General features: G+C 67.4%; 16 protein-coding genes. 6 read left to right on the top strand and 10 right to left on the bottom strand.

Annotation, left to right across the window (positions count from 1 at the left end):
• Positions 1 to 63: 63 nt before the first annotated feature.
• Genes AC07VS_RS10555 through AC07VS_RS10535 form a run of 5 tightly spaced genes read left to right on the top strand, consistent with a single transcriptional unit; the run spans position 64 to position 6,580 of the window.
• Positions 64 to 465: an S-adenosylmethionine decarboxylase family protein gene (locus AC07VS_RS10555; protein WP_494750924.1), complete on the top strand. Its 402-nt coding sequence runs from the start codon at positions 64 to 66 to the stop codon at positions 463 to 465.
• Between the two features lie 3 nt (positions 466 to 468).
• Entirely contained in the window at positions 469 to 1,263 is a 795-nt protein-coding gene (locus tag AC07VS_RS10550; protein WP_492348509.1) for a nucleotidyltransferase family protein, read from the top strand.
• Between the two features lie 40 nt (positions 1,264 to 1,303).
• The gene (locus AC07VS_RS10545; RefSeq protein WP_494750923.1) at positions 1,304 to 2,713 is read left to right on the top strand and encodes an aminopeptidase P N-terminal domain-containing protein; all 1,410 of its coding nucleotides are present in this window, start codon (positions 1,304 to 1,306) and stop codon (positions 2,711 to 2,713) included.
• A gap of 23 nt (positions 2,714 to 2,736) precedes the next feature.
• Positions 2,737 to 6,003: a bifunctional diguanylate cyclase/phosphodiesterase gene (locus tag AC07VS_RS10540; protein WP_494750922.1), complete on the top strand. Its 3,267-nt coding sequence runs from the start codon at positions 2,737 to 2,739 to the stop codon at positions 6,001 to 6,003.
• Position 6,004: 1 nt separating this feature from the next.
• The gene (locus AC07VS_RS10535; RefSeq protein ID WP_494750921.1) at positions 6,005 to 6,580 is read left to right on the top strand and encodes an MOSC domain-containing protein; all 576 of its coding nucleotides are present in this window, start codon (positions 6,005 to 6,007) and stop codon (positions 6,578 to 6,580) included.
• A 42-nt stretch (positions 6,581 to 6,622) separates the two neighbouring features.
• Here the strand turns inward: AC07VS_RS10535 and AC07VS_RS10530 are convergent, their stop codons facing one another.
• The 3 genes from AC07VS_RS10530 to AC07VS_RS10520 form a co-directional block, all read right to left on the bottom strand.
• Positions 6,623 to 8,551, bottom strand: a complete 1,929-nt coding sequence (locus AC07VS_RS10530; RefSeq protein WP_494750920.1) for a DUF8451 domain-containing protein — start codon at positions 8,549 to 8,551, stop codon at positions 6,623 to 6,625.
• A gap of 260 nt (positions 8,552 to 8,811) precedes the next feature.
• Positions 8,812 to 9,468 (bottom strand): glutathione S-transferase N-terminal domain-containing protein, encoded by a 657-nt coding sequence (locus AC07VS_RS10525; RefSeq protein WP_494750919.1) that lies wholly within the window; start codon positions 9,466 to 9,468, stop codon positions 8,812 to 8,814.
• Positions 9,469 to 9,636: 168 nt separating this feature from the next.
• Entirely contained in the window at positions 9,637 to 11,016 is a 1,380-nt protein-coding gene (locus AC07VS_RS10520; protein ID WP_494750918.1) for an esterase-like activity of phytase family protein, read from the bottom strand.
• 130 nt (positions 11,017 to 11,146) lie between these two features.
• On the opposite strand from AC07VS_RS10520, the gene AC07VS_RS10515 reads away from it, so the two are divergent.
• Entirely contained in the window at positions 11,147 to 13,948 is a 2,802-nt protein-coding gene (locus AC07VS_RS10515; RefSeq protein WP_494750917.1) for a putative bifunctional diguanylate cyclase/phosphodiesterase, read from the top strand.
• A gap of 16 nt (positions 13,949 to 13,964) precedes the next feature.
• Here AC07VS_RS10515 and AC07VS_RS10510 read toward each other — a convergent pair whose 3' ends face one another.
• From AC07VS_RS10510 to AC07VS_RS10480, 7 genes are all read right to left on the bottom strand, one after another.
• A complete protein-coding gene (locus AC07VS_RS10510; RefSeq protein WP_492348516.1) occupies positions 13,965 to 14,477 on the bottom strand; it encodes a GNAT family N-acetyltransferase in 513 nt (170 codons plus the stop codon).
• Entirely contained in the window at positions 14,474 to 16,198 is a 1,725-nt protein-coding gene (locus AC07VS_RS10505) for an NAD(P)-binding protein (protein ID WP_494655792.1), read from the bottom strand. Before AC07VS_RS10505 ends, AC07VS_RS10510 begins: the two co-directional genes overlap by 4 nt.
• Positions 16,199 to 16,209: 11 nt before the next feature.
• Entirely contained in the window at positions 16,210 to 17,772 is a 1,563-nt protein-coding gene (locus tag AC07VS_RS10500) for a polyamine aminopropyltransferase (RefSeq protein WP_494655962.1), read from the bottom strand.
• 137 nt (positions 17,773 to 17,909) lie between these two features.
• Positions 17,910 to 18,131, bottom strand: a complete 222-nt coding sequence (locus AC07VS_RS10495) for a DUF350 domain-containing protein (protein ID WP_019573848.1) — start codon at positions 18,129 to 18,131, stop codon at positions 17,910 to 17,912.
• Positions 18,132 to 18,180: 49 nt separating this feature from the next.
• Positions 18,181 to 19,671 carry a DUF4178 domain-containing protein gene (locus AC07VS_RS10490; RefSeq protein ID WP_494655793.1) on the bottom strand — a complete coding sequence of 497 codons (1,491 nt, stop codon included), beginning with the start codon at positions 19,669 to 19,671 and terminating at the stop codon, positions 18,181 to 18,183.
• A gap of 16 nt (positions 19,672 to 19,687) precedes the next feature.
• Complete coding sequence (locus AC07VS_RS10485) at positions 19,688 to 20,725, bottom strand: SPFH domain-containing protein (RefSeq protein WP_492348520.1); 1,038 nt, start codon at positions 20,723 to 20,725, stop codon at positions 19,688 to 19,690.
• Positions 20,726 to 20,803: 78 nt separating this feature from the next.
• A complete protein-coding gene (locus AC07VS_RS10480) occupies positions 20,804 to 21,103 on the bottom strand; it encodes a flagellar basal body protein (protein WP_494750916.1) in 300 nt (99 codons plus the stop codon).
• Positions 21,104 to 21,143: the final 40 nt, after the last annotated feature.

Below are 21,143 nucleotides of genomic sequence, written 5' to 3'. Positions count from 1 at the left end.
CCCGCTTTCAAGGCCACCTTCCGCCTCATTCAACCCCTGACTTGCACTAAAGTGGAGCCTCTTATGCTTGGCCTTCATCTGACCGCTGATTTGCACGACTGCCGCTGCGAGCCCCATTGGCTGCAGGACGCGCCAGCCCTGGGCCAGGCCTGCCTGGAGGCCGTGGCGGCCACCGGCCTGCAGGCGGTGAGCCAGCTGTTGCACCCCTTCCCGGCCGGCCCCAAGGGCCCCGGCGGCGTGACCGCCACCGTGCTGCTGGCGGAATCGCATCTGTGCGTGCACACCTGGCCCGAGCTGGGCGCGGTGAGCCTTGATGTCTATGTGTGCAATGTGGGCGCCGACCACGGCCCCCAGGCCCGCGCCCTGCTGGCCCGGCTGCTGAGCCTGTTCCAGCCCGGCCGCCAGCGGCTGCAGGAATTGCAGCGTGGCAGCCTGGTCGACGCGGCCCACCCCACCCCGGTCTGATCCATGAACCCCACGCTAGACGCCCTTCTTCAAGACACCCCGGCCATGCTGCTGGCCGCGGGCCGCGGTGAGCGCATGCGCCCGCTCACCGACCGGCAGCCCAAGCCGCTGCTCGCGGTACAGGGCCGTCCGCTGCTGCAGTGGCAGCTGGAGGCCCTGGCGCGGGACGGCTGCCACCGCGTGCTGATCAACACCGCCTGGCTGGGTCAGCAGATCCAGGATTTTTTCGGGTCGACCTGCCAGACCGCGCACGGCCCGCTGGCGCTGAGCTACTCCGACGAGGCCGCTGCCTTTGGGGGTGCGCTGGAGACCGCGGGCGGCATTGCCCGCGCGCTGCCCCAACTGGGCGAGGTGTTCTGGCTGGCCGCCGGCGATGTCTTTGCCCCCGACTTCGTGTTCGACCCACAGGCCCTGGCCCGGTTTCGCGCCAGCGACGCCCTGGCTCACCTGTGGCTGGTGCCCAACCCGGCGCACAACCCACGCGGCGACTTCGGCCTGAGCCCCGAGGGCCTGGCCCTGAACCTGCCGCCCGACCACCCTGGGCCCCGCCACACCTACAGCACCATCGGCCTGTACCGTGCCGACCTTTTCAAGCACCCCTGGTGTGACATCGCGCCCGGCAACCCGCAAGGCCAGGCCGCGCCGCTGGCCCCGCTGCTGCGCCGCGCCATGGACGCGGGCCGCGTGAGCGCCAGCCTGTACACCGGCCGCTGGACCGACGTGGGCACGCCCGAACGCCTTGCCCAATTGAACGAGCCCCTGAACGAGCCCCAAAACGAGCCCCTGAACGCGGCCTGATCCGCCCCACCACAGCCCACCCCGCCGCCGAAAGCCCGCCATGTCCGACCTCCCTGTCCTTGCCCCCACCCCTTTGAGCGTCTATGCCGAACGCCGCGCCCGCGTGGCCCAGGCCATCGGGCCCAACGGCATCGCCATCGTGCCCACCGCACCCGAGCGCCAGCGCAACCGGGACAGCGATTTCCTGTACCGGCACGACAGCTACTTCTACTACCTGACCGGCTTCACCGAACCCAACGCCTGGCTGGTCATCACCGGCGACGGCCACAGCACCTTGTGGTGCAACCCCAAGGACCTGGAACGCGAGATCTGGGATGGCTACCGCCTGGGCCCCGATGCGGCCCCTGCCGCCCTCGGCGTGGACACCGCCTGGCCGGTGACCGAACTGGACACCCGCCTGCCCAAGCTGCTGGAAAACCGCGACGTGGTGCACTTTCCTTTCGCCACCCACAAAGGCCTGGAATCCCGCGTCGACGGCTGGCTGAGCCAGGTGCGCGCCCGGGTGCGCTTCGGCGCCCTGTGCCCGGCCATGCAACGCGACCTGTGCGGGGTTCTTGACGAGATGCGCCTGATCAAGGACGAGCATGAACTGGCCATCATGCGCCGGGCCTCGCAGATCAGCGCCCGCGCCCATGTGCGCGCCATGCAGCTCAGCGCCAGCCGCCTGCGCGCCGGCCAGGACGTGCGCGAGTACCACCTGGACGCCGAACTGCTGCACGAGTTCCGGCGCCATGGATCACAGTACCCGGCCTACAGCTCCATCGTGGCCGCCGGGGCCAATGCCTGTGTGCTGCATTACCGGGCCGATGCCGCCCCGGTGCGCGACGGCGAGCTGGTGCTGATCGATGCCGGCTGCGAGCTCGACAGCTACGCCAGCGACATCACCCGCACCTTCCCGGCCAACGGCCGCTTCAGCGGACCACAGCGGGCCCTGTACGACCTGGTGCTGGCCTCGCAGGACGCGGCCGTGGCCGCCACCCACGCCGGCGCGCGCTTCAACGACCCGCACGACGCCACCGTGGCGGTGCTGGCGCAAGGCCTGCTCGACCTGGGCCTGCTCGACCGCAACACCGTGGGCAGCGTGCAGGACGTGATCGAAAACCGCAGCTACTTCCCGTTCTACATGCACCGCACCAGCCACTGGCTGGGCATGGATGTGCACGATTGCGGCAGCTATGTGGAGCCCACCGAGCTGGGCCACAGCAGCCAGCGGCGTGACCCGCTGTCGGGCGAGACCATCACCAACCGGCCCAGCCGAATCCTGCACCCGGGCATGGTGTTGACCCTCGAACCCGGCCTGTATGTGCGGCCGGCCCCGGGCGTGCCCGAGGCTTTCCACCACATCGGGATCCGCATCGAGGACGATGCCGTGGTCACGGCTCAGGGCTGCGAGCTGATCACCCGCGACGTGCCGGTGAAGGCCGACGAGATCGAAGCGCTGATGCGCTGAGGCGCTGAGTTGCAGACGACCTGATGAATCAGCCCGAACCCCGCCCCGAGCGCCGTGCCCTGCGCCTGATCGCCAACGAAAAGACCGTGCCGCGCCTGCACCTGGTCGGCACGCTGGTGGTGGTGCTGAGCCTGACGCTGGCCCTGGTGGGGTTTTTCTCGTGGCAGAACCTGGCCGAGCAACGCGCCTCGCTGCAACGGGTGGAGGCGGTGTTGCAACAGCAGCAGCAGCAACGCCTGTCCGCCGAGATGGACTCGGCCCTGAGCTACGTCGAGTTTGTGCGCTCTCGCACCCACGATGTGCTGCGCCGCAGCCTGGTCAATCAGGTCGACAACGCCATGCAGGTGGCCGACGCCATCTACCAGCGTGAAGCCACGCGGCGGCCGCCGGCCGAAGTTCGCCAACTGATCGTCGAAGCCCTGCGCCAGGTGCGCTTCTACGACGGACGGGGCTACTACTTCATCGATGACATGGAGGGCCGCTTCATCCTGTTGCCCACCGCGCCCCAACTCGAAGGCAAGTTGTCGCCGGACAACCGCGACGACACCGGGCATCCCATCATGAAAGGTCTGATCGAGGCCGCCCGCAAGCCCCGCGGTCAAGGCTTCTCGCAGTACCGCTGGTACTTGCCGGATCAACCCAAAAAAATGGCGGACAAGCTGGCCTATGTGCGCTACTTTGCGCCCTACGACTGGTTGATCGGCACCGGCGACTACACCTCGAAATGGGATGAGCTTCAGCAGCAGGAAGCGCTGGCCCACCTGCGCTCGCTGCGCTTCGGCGTCAGCGGCTACTTCGGCCTGGTCGACCGCGAAGGCCGCTCACTGCTGTCCCCCTCCAACGCCTCGCTGGAAGGGTTGCACTATTCCGGCCTGCCGCCGGCCGAAGCAGCCGCGGTGGAAAAGATCTTCCACGCCGGGCAGAACGGCGGCGGCTTCATCCACTATGAGTGGCCCCACCCCAACACCGGCCAGATGAGCCCCAAGACCGCGCTGGTCAAGGTCATCGAGCCCTGGGGCTGGGTGATTGCCGCGGCCGTGTTCGACAACGAACTGGAGTCGTCGATCACCCGCGAGCGCCAGTTGTATGAGGACGGCAGCCCACAGCGCTGGCTGACCCTGGGCCTGGCCGTGCTCGCCGCCCTGGGGGTGGCGCTGGGCGCCTCGCTGCTGTTCTCGCGCTGGTCACGCCGCCTGTTCCTGGCCTACCACCGTGAAAACGCCCGCCACCTGGAGGCCTTGCGCCAGCAGGCGGCCGAGCTCAAGACCCTGTCACGCGCCATGGCGCAAAGCCCGGTGTCCATCATGATCACCGACACCGGCGCCTGCATCACCTATGTGAACCCCGAGTTCGAACGCATGAGCGGCTACGCCCAGGCCGAGGTGCTGGGCCAGTTGCCGCAGCTCCTGCGTGCCCCCGGCGAGGACAAGGCCCGTTACGAAGAGATCTGGGAGGTGGCGAGCAAAGGCCAGCCCTGGCAGGGCGAGCTGCCGATCCAATGCCAGAACGGCGCCATGCTGTGGCACAAGGTGCAGGTGTCGCCGGTGCTCAACGACCAGGGCCACATCACGCAGTACCTGGTCATCCTGGAGGACGTGACCGAGCGGCGCCGCATCGAGGCCGAGCAGCGCATTGCAGCCACCGCCTTCGAAACGCAAGAGGGCATGATGGTGGCCGACAGCCAGGGCGTGATCCTCAAGATCAACCAGGCCTTCACCGAGATCACCGGCTACAGCTCGCAGGACGTGGTGGGTCAGACGCCCCAGATCCTCAAGTCGGGCCGGCATGACCGCACCTTCTACGAAAACCTGTGGAAATCGGTGCTCGAAACCGGCCAGTGGCGAGGCGAGATCTGGAACCGGCGCAAAAACGGCGACATCTTCCCCGAGTGGCTGACCATCACTGCGGTCAAGAGCGAAGGTGGCGAGGTGACGCACTACGTGAGCACGCTGACCGACATCACCCAACGCAAGGCGGCCGAGAACGAGATCCGGCACCTGGCCTTCTTCGACCCGCTGACCAGCCTGCCCAACCGCCGCCTGCTGCTGGATCGCCTGCGCCAGGCCCTGGCCGCCAGCGTGCGGCGCCAACGCAATGGCGCGCTGATCTTCATCGACCTGGACAACTTCAAGACCCTCAACGACACCCTGGGGCACGACAAGGGCGACCTGCTGCTGCAGCAGGTGGCACGTCGCCTGCTGCACAGCGTGCGCGAAACCGACACCGTGTCGCGCCTGGGCGGCGACGAGTTCGTGGTCATGCTCGACGGACTGGACGGCAACCCGGTGGATGCTGCCCGCCAGGCCGAGACGGTGGGCGAGAACATCCGACTGGCCCTGAACCAGCCTTACGACCTGGCCGGCAACGAATACCACTGCTCGCCCAGCATGGGTGTGGCGCTGTTCGACCAGCATTCGCAGGTGGACGACATGCTGCAGCGCGCCGACCTGGCCATGTACCAGGCCAAGGCGGCCGGGCGCAACACACTGCGCTTCTTCGACCCCGCCATGCAGGCCCTGGTGGCCGAACGCGCCGCCCTGGAATCGGACCTGCGCGTGGGCATCCGCGACGGTCAGTTGCTGCTGGCCTACCAGGCCCAGGTGAGCGCCGCCGGCCAGGTTCTGGGGGCCGAGGCCCTGGTGCGCTGGCAACATCCGCAGCGGGGCCTGGTGTCACCGGCCGACTTCATCCCGATGGCTGAAGAAACCGGGCTGATCCTGCCCCTGGGCCTGTGGGTGTTGACCGAGGGCTGCCGCCAACTCGCCGAGTGGGCCCAAAGCCCGCCCCATGCCCACCTGACCCTGGCCATCAACGTGAGCGCCCGCCAGTACCGGCAGGCCGACTTCGTGCAGCAGGTGCTGGACACCCTGTCCGCCACCGGTGCCCCAGCCCAGCGGCTCAAGCTGGAGCTGACGGAAAGCCTGCTGCTGCACGACGTGGAAGACATCATCACCAAGATGGGCGCCTTGCAGACGCATGGCGTGGGCTTCTCGCTGGATGACTTCGGGACCGGCTACTCCAGCCTGAGCTACCTCAAGCGACTGCCGCTGGACCAGCTGAAGATCGACCAATCCTTTGTGCGCGATCTGCTGGAGGACGCCAACGACGCCACCATCGCGCGCACCATCGTGGCCCTGGGCAAGAACCTGGGCCTGGCAGTGATCGCCGAAGGGGTGGAAACCACCGAACAACGCGACCGCCTGGCCAGCTATGGCTGCGATGCCTACCAGGGCTACCTGTACGGGCGCCCCGCCAGCGCCGCCGAACTGCCCCTGAACGGGAAGGTTTGAGATGCAACTGCTCAGCGTGAACACCGGCCGCGTGCGCCCCCTGCAGATCCAGGGGCGACGCATCATGACAGCCATTGGCAAGACCCCGGTCGACGGGCCGGTGGGCGTGGCCCGGCTGGGCCTGGCCGGTGACGAACAGGCGGATCCCAGCGTGCATGGCGGCCTGTCCAAGGCGGTCTATGCCTGGCCCGCCGAGCATTACCCCTGGTGGCAGCAGCAACGGCAGCAGGCGGGTGTCAGCCTGTTCGACGAGCCTTTGCCACCGGGTTTCGCGGGCGAGAACCTGACGTTGACAGGGCTGCTGGAAGCCCAGGTCTGGGTCGGGGACGAGCTGCACTTTCCCGACTGCGTGCTGCGCGTGGCCGCCCCACGCGAGCCTTGCTTCAAGTTCAACGCCGTGATGGGCTTTGCCCAGGCCGCACGCCTGATGGCCCAAAGTGCCCGTTGCGGCTTTTACCTCTCGGTGGTGCAGGAAGGCACGCTCACCGCCGGCCAGCGCTTCGAGCTGCGTCCCGGCCAACGCGGCCTGGGCATTGTGCAAGCCCTGGCCGCCAAGTGGGCCAAGCATCGGAACTGAGCGCCTCCATCCCAATCGGTCTGCCGGAGCAAGAGAGCCTGTTCATGGATGGTTCTGACCTTGGACACCAACGGCAATATAGGCCTGATGGGGGTGTTTTTCGGTTTCTGGGTATTTCAAGGTCAACTGCCCAGCTTCACGCATAGGCCTCAGGTGCAGTCGTCTGAGTTCGCCAGGGTCACGGTTGCCCAGCAGTCGGGCCAGGTCAGCCGCAGCGCAAGGCCGCAAACTGCACAAGGCCAGGATCAACTCGCGAACCGTGGCCTGACGTGGTTTCTTTCCTGCGGCCAGGATGCGCTGTTGCAACACAGGCGGGATATCGTTGCGCAGAGCAGGTGGGGATTGAGACACAACCATAGGGGGATTCGACGAATCTCCATATGCTTGCGATAACTCATAGGGAGTTTCTGTCAGCGTGTCTTGTGCCTGTTGGGGCGGTGCCAAGCCAGGGGTGATGCCTTGCTGGGCCAGTATGTAATACGTGCGACTGCCCGAGCCCTCCTTCTCCAGCACGCCACGGTCTCGCAAACGGCGCAGGACCTGGCTGGCCGACAAGGTGTCCAGGCCGCAAAAGTCACGACAGGCGCTGTTGTCCACCGCGCCTGTTTCACGGGCATAAATCAGCACTTTGGCTTCATCGCCACTGACCGCACCGCCAGCCAAGTTGCGCAACCAGGCATGGTCGTCCTCGGTCAGCAGGTTGTGCAGGAAAAGGGTGAGTTTGAACTCGTTGGCCTGCCGGTCGGAGTGAAATTCCGGTGCCGTCAGCCCGGCCTCCTCGGCCAAGCGGCGCATGGCGCGAATCCCGGTCCCCTTCGCTTCGGCCAGATGGAGATCGTGCAACACCGCGGCAATGACCGGGTTGCGCAAGCGTGAGCCTGGAGCCCCCAGTTGCTCAGGGGTCTTGAGCGAGTGACCCACGTTGCGCACCTCAATGCGATTGCCAAAGCGAATGATCTGCGTTGGACTGTGCACGGTGTAACTGCGGTGCATGGCCGCATTGGCCAGTGCCTCGCGGATGACCTTGCGCGGCAATATGGGCTCTTGCACGCTTTGCAGTTGCCCCTCGGGCAATCGAAAGCCTTTGGGCATTTCATCGATGATGGTCGCCTCGGCCTGTGGCAGGGCCAACAGCAGGGGCTTGCGAATATCAATGGACTGAAAGCGGTTCTCCGGATCCTCCACCCAATCCGTGCCCGGCACCCGGATGTAGTCGATGCGGACCATGGGCAAGAGGCGCCTCAACGCCAACGGCTTGCCGAACAACACCATGCCAGCCAAAGTAGGCTGACAGCCTTCGTCCGTTCGGCGCAGAGCCCCCAACGCCTCAAGCATGTCTTCGTCGCCGTAGGCCAATTCTTCAGCCTGTGGGTTGATGCGTGCGCGGTCACGCCGGTAGGCCGCTATGGCTGCAGGATCGTAGTCATCCAGTCGGGCATCCGACAGGATGCTGGCATCGGGGCCATGGCTGGGCTGGCTTTCACCGCGCAGCACCCAGAGGTCTTCGTCAACGCAGTGTTGGTCGGTGCTCCCGATACGGCGATAAGCCCCACGAGGCAAACCTGTTGCCTTGAAATAAACCGGCTTGTGGGTGACGTCGGCCTCAGGCACATAGACCACCAGCACACTCTTACCGTCCAGGATCTCCAACTGCATCTCGGGCCGCAGCGTGATGCTGAGCATGCTTGCGCATTGCGACGCCAGATCGCTCTGGACCTTGTCCGGATCGGGCAAGCCTGCAGCCTGGTAAACCGTGTCGCCTTTGTCGTTGGTGGACCAGTCTGCTCCCAACAACAGGTATCCCCCGTTGAGTCCGGGCTCATTGGCGAAGGCAATCACCGTTTGCATGATCGACTTACCGAGTTCACTGGCTCGCTTGGCCTCAATGCGGGTGGATTCATCCACCGCATTGAGCTCAGCCAGCAGGTCTGCAGCACTGCGAATGAAGGGACTCTTGTTCAGCCAAACCATGGCTCGTCTCCAGTGGGGTCCATGAGCGTCTTGTCTTGATCAGGCATGCGAACACCTTGGCTACGAAATGGTGGGAGCTGCCCCCAGCGAATCCTGGGCGTCAACAGAGAATTCAAATCGTGCCCGGACACAGGAGGCGGCGCCCCATGGTTCCGCCCAGGGATCGTCGGCAGGTCCAGCGGATTGGACGAATGGCGCGCCGGCTGGCGCAGCAGGGACGTTATCGCGGCACCAAGCCCCGGAACTGAGTCCGGCCCCCGTCAGAAGCGCGGCTCTGCGTCGCCAGTGCGCCAGACCGGCCAGCGCAGCATCACGCTGTCGAGCAAAGGGCTGGCCAACCATTGCGCCAGCCACTGCTGAAGCCCAGGCAAGGGCGCCTGGGCCCACCAGGCGGCATCCACCTGGGCGAACTGGCGCACAAAGGGCATCAGGGCTGCATCGAGCAGGCCGGGCCGGGGGCCCAGCAAGTGCGGTCCGCCCTGCGCCTGCCACAGGGCCTCCAGGGGCTGAAGATGTTGGGCCAGTGCCTGCTCACACCAGTGGCTGGCCGGGTGTTCCGGGTGGCGTTCGGGGTACTTGTAGCGGTCCAGCAGGGCCTTGAACATCCCATCGTTGCTGGCCAGCCAATGCTGGGTCAGCGCCGCTTCGCGGCTGCCGTCGGGGGGCAGCCAGCCCTGGGGATCGTGCAGCACCAACGCCCAACGCATGATGTCCAGGCTCTGATCGATCACCTCACCCGTGGGCAGCACCAGCACCGGCACCGTGCCCTTGGGGCTGGCCGCGAGCAGTTCGGCCGGCTTGTCGCGCAGCACCACCTCGCGCAGGGCCACCGGCACGCCCGCGGCCTTCAAGGCCAGCCTGGCCCGCATGGCATAGGGGCAGCGCCGGAACGAATACAGCACGGGCAAAGAAGTCATGGCGCGAGTCGACAAGCGGATTCAAGAGGCCCGATTCTGCCGTGTCACATCTCCGTCCCCAAAAAAGCGGCCCGATGCGCATGAACGCACCGGGCCGACCAAGGACTGACGGCAAGAAAAAAGTGACGACTTTGAAAAATGCGCGGGTGCGCAGACTGCGCAGTGGGCTCAGCGCGCCTTCAGGAACTCGGCCACGTCGAGCAGCACCAGTTCGTTGTCATCGGCCTGGTTGGGCTCGCGGCTGCTGGAGAAGGGCAGGTTGTTGTCATTGCCCACCACGATGTGGGTGGCATCCACCACGTCGACGTTCTCGATGGTGAAGAAGGGGAAGGTGAGCACGCCCTGGTTCAGCGGCTTGCGTGCCAGGTGGGCCGGGTCGGCGATGTTGAGCAGATCGATGTAGCCGATCTTGCGCACCGCAGCCCCCACGTTGGCCTCGTTCAACTCGATCTTGTAGACGCGCTTGAACTTGGCCAGGTCATGGAAGCAGTCGGGGCGCTGCTGGCCTTCGGGACAGGCCTTGTCGGCCGTGCCTTCACCGTTGTCGCGCTCGATGATCATGCCGGTGCTGTCATCGATCATGTTGAAGTCGCCAATCGCATGGTGGCCGGCTTCCAGCACGTACTTCCAATGACGCCCGGTCCACCGCTCGGTCTTCACGTCGAATTCGAGCACGCGCAGGTAGGGCTTGCCCTCCAGCGATTCGTAGGCCTTGGCCTCGGGGTTCCACAGGGCGCCTTCGAGCAGGGCGTAAAGCTTGCTGCCGTCCTTGGACGAGGCCATGCCCTCGAAGCCCTTGGAGCGGCGCACCTGGAAGTCCACCGTGCCGCCCGGAGCGGCAGGCGTGGTCAAGGCCGGGTGGTCGGGCGAGCGCACGGCCTTGCCATCCACCAGGGTGTCGAACACCGCCAACACCTTGCCCTTCATGTCGGCCTTGATCAGGAAGGGGCCCAGTTCGTCGCCGATCCAGATCGAACCACCGGCCAACTGAAAGCTTTCGGTATCGAAGTCGGATCCAGTCAGGTAGCGCTCAGGCGTGCCTTCGTGAACGATGCGGAAGGGGACCTTCTTGTCGGGATCATGCAGAAAGACCGTGCCCAGGCGCTTGAAGTGGCCGCTCTTGAAATCCACCGCGTAGTGGTTCAGGTACAGCATGAAGTCGGGCGAATTGGCTTTGGCACCCGCGCCGTTGTCGGTGATGATCCAGAAGGTGCCGTCGGCCATGTGCTTGATGCCCGAATGGCCCTGCAGCGGCTGGCCCTTGAAGGGCAGCGATACGCCGGTCGGACGGCCGAACGACAGGCCGGGCACCGAGCCCAGCTTCTCGACCCGCACGCCGGTGGTGTACTTGCCGCTGGTCTGCAGGTCTTGCGGCGCGTTCTTGGGCGCCGGCACAAAGCTCTGCGCCGGCAACACGGCATGGCCTGCCAGACGGGCCTCGAAAGCCTGGGGTGCAGCAGTGTTGGACTGGGCGGCCACGGGCAAGGCCCAGAGGCAGGCCGTCACGGCCAGGATGGAAGCGGCAACAGAATTGAGAGCGCGGGACATCTGAAAAATCATCACAACAGAAAACAAGCCGCCACTGTCGAGCCCCGCCATGACGCGCTGATGACAGGGATTTCCCGCGAAGGATGGTGGCAATTGGTTACAACTTTGCTTTGTTGGTTAGGATGGTTTGGTGCAGCTCCTCTCCGCCTCCGAAAGCTATCTGCTGGGTCGCCGTTTTCGGCGCCTGTTGCACTGGGCTGGGTGGGCGGCGGGGCTGGGCTTGATCGGCCTGGGCCTGTGGTCGATCGCGCTGGATTACCGCAGCACCCGCCGCCTGGCCCATGACAACAGCCAGCAACTGACCGAAAGCCTGCGCCACCTGAGCGAGCAGACACTGGAGCAGGCCTCACTCAGCCTGAGCAGTCTGGGTCAGGAATTGATGCCCACCCGCGGCCCGCACACCCCGCCCGATGCCCGCGCCTTGCAGGCCCTGCTGGAGGGCGCCATCCGCTTCGACAGCGTGTCCCAGCTGCTGTTTGTGCGCCGCGGCGGCGAGCTGGTGGCCGCCGACCGGAACCAGCACCTGCCCCCCGAGGCGTTGCAGCCGCTGCGCCAGTTGCCGGCCCCCGAGGTGGCGGGCCCCTTGCAGCTGCTGGCGCCGATCCGCCTGGGCGATCAAGACGAGTTGCTGCCGGTGCTGATGCGCCTGAGCAGTGGCGCATCGGGCCCCGAGTGGCTGCTGGGCGCCCTGATTCCGCTGGCGGCCTTGCGCCCGCCCGCACCGCCGCAGGACAGCGATGCACAGGCCCCGCTCAACCTGCTTGAGCAGGCGGTGTACCTGCCCGATGGCCAGGTGCTGATGCGCACCGGTGGGTTCATGCCGGGCGCCGGGCGCAGGGCCCCCGAATCGGCCCTGCTGGCCCGGCTGGCCCACGAGCAACCGGCCGGCGAGTTCATGACCTCGATCGGCCAGGGGCTGGACCTGTCGGGCACCTTCAGGCGCTCCGGGCGCTATCCGCTGTTGGTGGCCAGCCTGCAAGCCGAGACCCAGGTGCTGGCCCCCTGGCGGCAACGCAGCGCCACCAAGGGGGTGATGCTGGCCCTGGCGCTGCTGGCGCTCGGACTGGGCACCCGCGCACTGCAGCGCATGCTGCAGGTGCTGGCCACCAGCGAGACGGTGTATCGGCGCCTGTTCGAGGACGTGGCCGATGGCGTGCTGGTGCTGGACCCTGCAGGCCGTGTGCTGGCGCTGAACCCGGCGGCATTGCGCCTGACCGGGCGCCAGCAGGGCGAAGAGGTGGTGGGACACGCCCTGGCAGAGTTCTTTCCCCACCCCATTGACCCGGCCACCGGCCAGCCCAGCGCCCTGCCACGCCAGCGCATGCAACGCGCACTGGCCGGAGAGCACCTGCGCTTCGAATACAGTTTTGACGCCCCGCAGACGCAGCAGCGTGTGGACTGCGAGATGCGCCTGTCGGCCTTCACGCTGGATGGCGCGCCCCAGTTGTTGTGCCTGGTGCGCGACCTGAGCGAAGAGCGCCGCTTCAACCGCCAGCAGGACTACCTGGCCAACCACGACCCACTGACCGGCCTGCCCAACCGGCACAGCCTGTTGCGCCAGCTGGACGAGCGCATCGAGCGCCAGCCCGGCCATCGCTTCGAGCTGGTGTTCGTGAACCTGGCGCGCTTCAAGGAGATCAACGAAGCCTTTGGCCACCGGGCTGCCGACATGGTGCTGGAAATCACCTCCCGGCGCCTGGAGCGCCAGCTGCTCGCCCATGGCTGGAGCCTGGCGCGGGCCGGCGGCACCGACTTCGTGGCCGTGCCTCCGGCGCCCCATGACGCGGCAAATGACACGGCCCGCGACACGTCCCAGGACACGGCCCATGACGCTGCGTTTAACGCGGCTTTCGACCCGGCGATGAAATCGAAGCCTGACCCGACGCCCGTCCTGCCGACCGAGGCCGTGTGCGAACTGATGGTGCGGGTCAGCCGCGAACCGATCACGCTGGGCGACACCGCCGTCGAGCTGCATCTGAAGCTGGGCAGCGCCGCCTACCCTGCCGACGCGCCTGATGCCGGGCAGTTGCTTCGCTGCGCGGATGTGGCGGCCGCCCGGGCGCGCACCGTGGTGGGATCGCAGGTGCGCTACAGCCGCAGCTTCGAACACGCCCCCGGGCACGACCTGAAGATGCGCTCAGAACTGTCGGCCGCCATCCGCGGCGGCCAGTTGCAACTGGCCTGGCAACCCAAGCTGTGGCTGGAAAGTCGAGAGCTGGAAGGGGTGGAGGCCCTGCTGCGCTGGCACCACCCGCGCCTGGGCTGGATCCCGCCGTCCGAGTTCATTCCGCTGGCCGAATCCACTGAACTGATCTACCCGCTGACCCGCTGGGTGATCAGCGCGGCACTCGACCAGATGGCCCGCTGGCAGGCCCGGGATCAGGCGTTGAAGGTCGCCGTCAACATCAGCGCCAACAACCTGCAGGACCCCGACTTCACCGACCACATCAAAACCCTGCTGGTGCAGAAAAAGGTGGCCGCCCAGTGGCTGGAGCTGGAGGTCACCGAGTCGGCCCTGGCCGTCAACCCCGACCTGGTGCTGCGCCGCCTGCAGGAGCTGCGGGCCGCCGGCATGGCGCTGGCGCTGGACGACTTCGGCACCGGCTTCTCCAGCCTCTCGTATGTGAGCCAGTTTCCCTTCACCAGCATCAAGATCGACCGCAGCTTTGTGAGCGCGCTGCTGCGCAGTCCGCGCGACCGCCACGTGGCCGAGTCGACCATCGCCCTGGGCCGCAAGCTGGGCCTGCGCACCGTGGCCGAAGGGGTGGAGGATGACGCCACCGCCGCGGCCCTGATGGCGCTGGATTGCGATGTCGGCCAGGGCTATCTGTTTGCCAAGCCCTTGATGGCGCCGGCCTTCGAGCACTGGCGGCACGCGCATCAGAGCAAGCTGCTGGCGGCACGCCACCAGGCCGCCGGGCAACACCGCTAGGGCCGCCGGCCGCCGCTCAGGGCAGCGCGCGCCACAGGTAGGCGGCCCCTTCGCCGTACCCGGCCAAGGTGGCCTGAGAGGCCGCATCAGGCCGACTGTCCTGAAAGCCCTGACGGCGCCAGAAAGGCTGCGAGCCCTGCACCGCCACCAGGCCCAGCCCGCCCAGGCTTTCGGTCCGTGCCAGGGCCAGTGCCGCCGCCACCAGGCGTGGCCCCAGGCCCAGGCCCTTGGCCACCGGGTGCACGGCCAGGTCATGCAGGTACAGGGCCGTGGGCTGGGGCGCCGGGTCAAAAGGTTGATGCAGCGGCGCCACCGCCCCCGGCACGCTGCGGTAGGCCAGCAGGTAGGCGCGCATCTCGCCAGAGGCCTCGAACAAGCCCCACACCGTTGGCGGCGTGATGGCCAGGCGCTGGGCCATGGCAGGGGCGGGCTCAACCAAGGCAGCACCATAGGCCAGGGCCTGCAGCGCCATCAAGGCGGGCAGGTCGGCCCTCTGCAGGCCGCGCAAGTGGTGCGGGCCCGGGCTCATGAGGGGGTGCGCCCCCGCAGTTGCTGCACGGCCAGCAGCCCGGCATCGTGCCCGCGCGTGAAAGCCTCTTCGAACACCGAGTAGCCCGACCAGTCGCTGTGGGCGTAGCTGACCCGCCCTTGGGCCAGTGCCGCCGGAACACCGCTGCCGGTGCGGCGCTGGCGCAGGCTGGGCACGGCCTGGGCGGCCGCGGCCAGCGGCAGGCGCGCCAGGTGGGCCAGTACCCCGGGCACGGGCACGGCCATGGCATGGCCGTGCCGGCTCAGCGAGAACTCTCGGGCATGGCTCAGCAGATCGGGGTGCGGGGCCAGGAATTCGTCCAGCAGCTGGCCACGCCAGTGCGTCCACGGCTGCTCCAACAAGGTCTTGCGGGCCGGTTTGGCGGCCCCCAGGGCGCGGTAGAAGGTGAGCACCGTGGGGCCGGGGCGCGGGTCCAGGCGCTGGTGGGCGGCGTTGACATAGCCCAGGCCGCTGGAGCCGTAGATCACGTTGTCCCAGGCCGGGGCGGCGCCAGGCCGGTCTGCCAGCGGCTGGTCGAGCAGCAGGTTGCCCACCACCCAGGCCGCATGCTGCCAGCGCAAGGCCGTGGACTGCAGCCAATCGGGCGCGGTGACCACCACCCGGGCCGCCACATGCACCGGCAGGGCCACGATGCAGTGGGCGGCCAGCCAGCGTTCGACCCGTTGCCGGGCCACATCCCACACATCAACGGCCACGCCCTGGCGCTGGTCTTCGATGCGCAGCACCACCCGGCCGGTGTACAGCGGGCCCTGGCCGGCATCGCCCTGCCAGGGCGCGGCCAGCCGGTCGACCAGCCAGCCATTGCCCTCGGGCCAGGTGAGCACCGGGGTGTCGGCCGCTTCGGCGGCCTCATCGCTGCCCGGGGCATGAAAGCCGTGGCGGCTGGCAAAGTAGTGGATGCCGGCCCAGGCCGAGACCTCGGCCAGGCCGGCACCGTAATCGTCGCGGCAGCAGTAGTCCAGGTACCAGCGCAGGCGGGCGTCGTCCAGGCCCTGCTGGGCCAGCCACTGGGCAAAGGTCTGGCTGTCGAGCGCCAGTTGTACCGGGCTCAGGCCCCGGCTGGCCAGCGGAATGGCAAACCGGGCCTGGCGCTGCAGGGCCGCCACCTGATCCGCAAAGCGCTGGTATTGCGTCCGGGTGGCCGCGCTCAGCTCGTGTGCGGGCAACAGGCCCTCCTGCCAGCCGCCGTCCAGGTACAGGCGCTCTTGCGGGCTGTGGCACAGGGCCTGCTCGTCGTAGACCCAACGCCCCGCCTGGCGCTGGCGCAGGCCCAGTTCCTCAAGCAAGGCCTGCACCTCGGGCGCATCGTCACCGGGCAGGGGCAGGTAATGCGCCCCGGTGGGGCAGGGTTGCTGGCCCAGCAGGCGGCCGCGGCTGTTGCCGCCGGCTTGCTCGTCGAGCTCCAGAATGGCCAGGTCGTCCACCCCGCCCAGGCGCAGCGAGCGCGCCGCGGCCAGGCCTGCGATGCCCGCCCCCGCCACCACCACCCCCACCCGGCGTGACACGGCCGGCGCCGGCCAGCGGCGCGGGTTCTCGCGCAACAGGTGGCCCCGCTCAAAGGCAGCGCCCTCAAACCCGCCTTGCAAGGCCGGTGCAGCCGGCGCACAACCCGCCAGGCCCAGGCCGGCACCGGCCAGGGCCAGCCACTCGCGCCGGCGCAAGCCTGCTGAAGGCGACACGAAGGCACCGTTCAAACGCATGTCAGGCCGCGTCAATGGGCCACCTTGCCCCATTCCTGCTCATAGGTGCGCACCAGGATCTGGTTGGACAGACGGTTCACCCCGGTGGGCACGGCTGCCATGTCCTGCGGAAAATCGAACAACAGGGGCAAGGTCTGCAGATTGAGAAAGCGCAGGCCCTCGGGCAGGCGCACAGGCTGGCGCCAGGGTCGGCGCGAGGCCACCACAAAGCCCCACTCGCCAAAGCTGGGCACGTTGGCGTGGTAGGGCGTGGCGCCCAGGCCGGCGGCCTCGATGGTGTGCACCACGGTCCAGAAGCTCTGGCGCGCCACCAGGGGCGAGGTGGTCTGCACCACGGCATAACCGCTGGCCGACAGGCGCTGGTCCAGCAAGGCATAGAACGACTGGCTGTAGAGCTTGCCCAGCGCAAAGTTGGTCGGGTCGGGAAAGTCGACCACGATGACGTCGAAGGTGTCGGCCTCGGTCTGCAGCCACTGGAAGGCATCGGCATTGACGATGCGCACCCTCGGATCGGACAAAGCCCCGCCGTTGAGCCGCTTGAGGGCGGGCTGGGTGCTGAACAGGCGCGTCATCTCGGGGTCGAGTTCGACCAGGGTGACCTGCTGCACCCCGGGGTACTTGAGCACTTCACGCACGGCCATGCCATCGCCCCCGCCCAGCACGGCCACCCGGCGCGGGTTGCCCTGGGCCGCCATGACCGGGTGCACCAGGGCCTCGTGGTAGCGGTACTCGTCGCGCTCGGCAAACTGCAGATTGCCATTGAGGAACAAGCGGTGCCCCTGTGCCCCGCTGGTGACCACAATGCGCTGGTAAGGGCTGGTGGCGGTGAAGATCACGCGGTCCTGGTAGAAGCGGTCTTCGGCCACGGTGGTGATGGCGTCGGCGCCGAACAGAGCGCCCAGCAGGGTCAGCAGCACGCCCGCACAGGCCAGCACATGGGTGCGCAGGCGGCGCAGCTCATGTCGGAACAGCCACAGCGCCCACACCGCCACGGCGGCATTGAGCAGGCCGAACACCAGTCCGGTGCGCACCAGGCCCAGGTGCGGCACCAGCAGGATGGGGAAGGCCAGCGACACCGCCAGCGCCCCCAGGTAATCAAAGGTGAGCACCTGCGAGACCAGTTCCTTGAGCTGCACGTGGCGCTTGAGGATGCGCATCACCAGCGGAATCTCCAGCCCGACCAGCACGCCGACGGACCCCACCAGGGTGTACAGCACCAGCCGGAAGGCCCCGGGCACAAAGGCGCTGCACAAGAACAACAGGGCAGGCATGCCGCCGCCCAGCAGGGCCACCAGGAGCTCGATGCGCAGGAAGTGCGCTGGCAACTGGCGCTCGAAATGCCGTGAGGCCCAGGAGCCCAGGCCCATGGCGAACAGATAGGCGCCGATCACGGTGGAGAACTGCAACACCGAGTCGCCCAGCAGGTACGAGGCCAGGGTGCCGGCGGCCAGCTCGTACAGCAGGCCGCAGGCCGCCACCACGAACACGCTGCTCAGCAGGGCCAGTTCGACCGGCCGGGGGGCACCGCCCCCGCCAGACGGCTCAGTCGAGCGCGCGCCACGCCGCCCGGGCAGTCGCCAGGGCACATCGGAGACGACCGCCGCGGGCAACAGGGGGTCGGAGGAATCAGGTCGAAGGCTCAAAACAATCCACAGTCTTCAAAACAAGGTTGCCGAACCCTCGGCAACCCCAAAAATAGTGCACGTCAGGCTCAGCCGTGGATGGCGGCCGCCACGATGAGGCAAATGCCCAGCGACATGGCCGCCACCACCAGGCCAAGGGCCACGTTCTGCTTTTCCACCAGTTCGCGCCACAGATCGTAGGGCGTGAGCTTGTCGATGACGACAAAGCTCAGCCAGAAGACCAGCACGCCCACCAGGGCGAACACGATGGAGCCGAGCACGGCGCCGGGGCGCAGCCATTCAAGTCCCATGGAAACCTCCGTCAAAGAGTGGTTGGTTGAGCAAGTCGGTGCCTCATCATCACTTGTGGCTGCCACCGCTGCCTGAATAGCCCCCATAGGAGCCCCCCGAGCTGCGGTAGCCACTGCTGCTGCAGTTTTCCACCGCCGGGTCGCAGCGGGAGCAGCGGCTGAGCAACAGCACCAGCACGATCAGCAGTACCGCGATGACCACGATGGTGCCCCAGCCGAGGGCCCTGAAACTGCCCGCGGGGGCCACATCGGCCCGTCGCAGCAGGTCTTGGCGGGCTTCCAGCTTGAAGGCCTTGGCCACCGTGGCCGCGTCCAGGCGGCTGCCGCCCGACCAGGTGATTTCGGTGGGCGTGCTTTCTTCGGACAGCAGGCCCTTGGCGCTGGCGAAGTCACGGTTGCTGGTCTTCTGGCCCCGGGCCACCGGCCAGTAGAACTCGCCGCAGGCATAGCTGGTCTCGGCGTCGTAGCGGTATTGCAAGTCGTAGCGGGTGCCCAGGTAGGTGGCCGCCCGCCCCGAGGCATCGAGCTTGGGGGCGCCGGTGAGCGGGCGCACCAGGCTCCAGCCATCGGTGGCGTCGACCAGGAAGCTGAAGCCACGCTGGCGGTTGTAGAGCAGGTACTCCTCCCAGCCGAACAGCTCGTCGTCGCCGGGCTCGCGCCCCATGCGGTGCTGAAAGCCCACCACCTGCCAATCCACCCCTTCGAGCCGGCCCAGGCTGCCCAGCGCGATCAAGGGTGCCACGGGCTCGTCCTGCAGGGCGTGGCGCAGTTCGCCGCCGATGCCCTGCGAGACATCGATCAGGCTGTTGCAGCTGCGGCAGGTGAGGGTCTTGGTGCTGGCCAGCGTGATTTCGACCGGCGCGCCGCAATGCGGGCAGTTGAACTGGCGCCCCACTTCGTTCTTGACCGACGCGTCCTTGAGCCCGCTCAGGGCCAGGTCTTCGAGCCGCACCGAGCGGCCCGCCGACAGGGCGGGCGGGGTGCGGCTGTAATCGAGGCTGAGCACCTCGCCGCTGTCGCTGCGCAGCTCGACCAGGCCAAAGGCAAAGCCCAGCGGCGGCAGGCGCGGCAGTTCGCCCTGGGCCGAGATCAGGCACACCTGGTCGCTGAAGGCCACGGTGAAGGGCTGGCCGTTGACTGCCGTGCTGGCCCCGGGGCGGAAGGCCGAGGCCGCAGGCATCTCGCGCTGCAGCTCGCGCGGGCGCGACATGACATAGGCACCGTTGTCCTCGCTCAGGCTGGCCTGGCTGCCATCCTCGAACAGCGCGATCCACTCGGTCCACACGCCGGCGGGTGATTTGTACTGAAGCCGCCCGATCAGTACAAAGGGCTTGTTGTCGAAGCGGCCGCCGGCCATGAGCTGCAGCGGGCTGTGGTCGTCAAACAGCTCGGCCATGCGACCGATGCGGCTCAGCACCTCACCCTGGCGCAGCACCGTGCTCTGGCAGTAGGGGCAGACCGCATGCGTCGATTGGGCGCTGCGAAATTCAACGGGGGCGCCGCAGCCCGGGCAGGGCGCGCGGTAGAAACGCTCTGTCACGAACAGCCGGTGCGGTTCAGACGAGCTTCTTGAGCAGTTCGGCCTTCTTGGCGTCGAACTCTTCAGCGGTCAGGATGCCTTTGGTCTTGAGATCGGCCAACTTCTCCAGTGTGGCCATGATCTCGTCGGGCTTGAGGCCTGCGCCGACGGCCGCGGCTGAAGCCGCCGCCGCGCCGCCCCCCTGCAGGCCGGCCTGCAGGTTCTGCGCCAACACCTGGCCCAGGGCCACGCCGGCCCCCAGCCCCATGGCGTCACCGGCCACACCGCCGCCCGCAGCCCCTTCGGCCAGGCGCGGAATGGCCTGGGCGGTCTGGTACTGCATGAACTGGCCCATGTCGCGCCCCACCATGCCCATGCCGATCTTCTGGTCGAGCACCTTCTGCAACTCTTCGGGCAGGGACAGGTTCTGCACCGTGAAGGTCTGCAACTGCAGGCCCAGGCGGGCGAACTCGGGGCCCAGTTGCTGGGTCAGGGCCTCGGCGAAGCGCTGCTGATTGGCCGCCAGGTCCAGGAAGGGGATGCCGCTGGCCGCAATGGCCTGGCTGATGTTCTGCAGCACCAGGCCGCGCAACTGACCGTCCAGGTCGGCCACGCCGTAGCGCTCGCGGGTGCCGGAAATGCCGGCATGGAACACCTTGGGGTCCGCGATGCGGAAGCTGTAATTGCCGAAGGCACGCAGGCGCACGGCACCAAACTCGGCGTCACGCACGGTGACAGGCTGGGGCGTGCCCCATTTCTGGTCGAGCTGCTCGCGGGTGCTGAAGAAATAGACATCGCTCTTGAAGGGCGACTCAAACAACTTGTCCCAGTTCTGCAGGTTGGTCAGCAGGGGCAGGGTCTGGGTGCCCAGGCGGTAGGTGCCGGGCCCGAACAGGTCGGCGATGCGCCCTTCGTTGACGAACAGGGCCATCTGCGACTCGCGCACCACCAGGGTGGCGCCGTTCTGGATTTCCATGTCGGCCATGGGATAGCGCCAGGCCAGCGTGCCGTCGCCCTCTTCGGTCCATTGAAGGACGTCGATGAACTGCTTCTTGATGAAATCCATCAGGCCCATGGCCGTCTCCTGCTCGGTTGGGAACGGCACAGATGATACCTGCGTACCAGGCCGAAAAGGGCCTGGCAGCGCAGCCTCTCAGGCCTTGACGTCCAGCAGCGAGCCCATCATCTGGTCATTGACCTTGAGGGTCTTGAGGCTGGCCTGGAAGCTGTAGCTGGAGGAAATCTGGTCGACCATGTCTTGCTCCAGCTGACTGCCGGGCTGGGGCATGCGCGACACGGTGGCAGTGGTGCCGCCGTTGGGGTCAGCCTGCTGGTCGACCCGCTCGCGACGATAACCGTCGGTGTTCTGGTTGGCGATGTTGTTGGCCGCCGCACTTTGACGCTGCAGCGCGGCCTGCATGCCGGACTGGGCGATCGAGCTGATGCTGGACATGGGCGGGCCTCAAGGAAGACAGAAGGCCCGATTATCTTCC

This window comes from Curvibacter sp. GW821-FHT01G03 (genome assembly GCF_059422285.1).
Note: the sequence above shows the minus strand (reverse complement) of the source record. Positions and strands in the feature narration are given on the sequence as shown.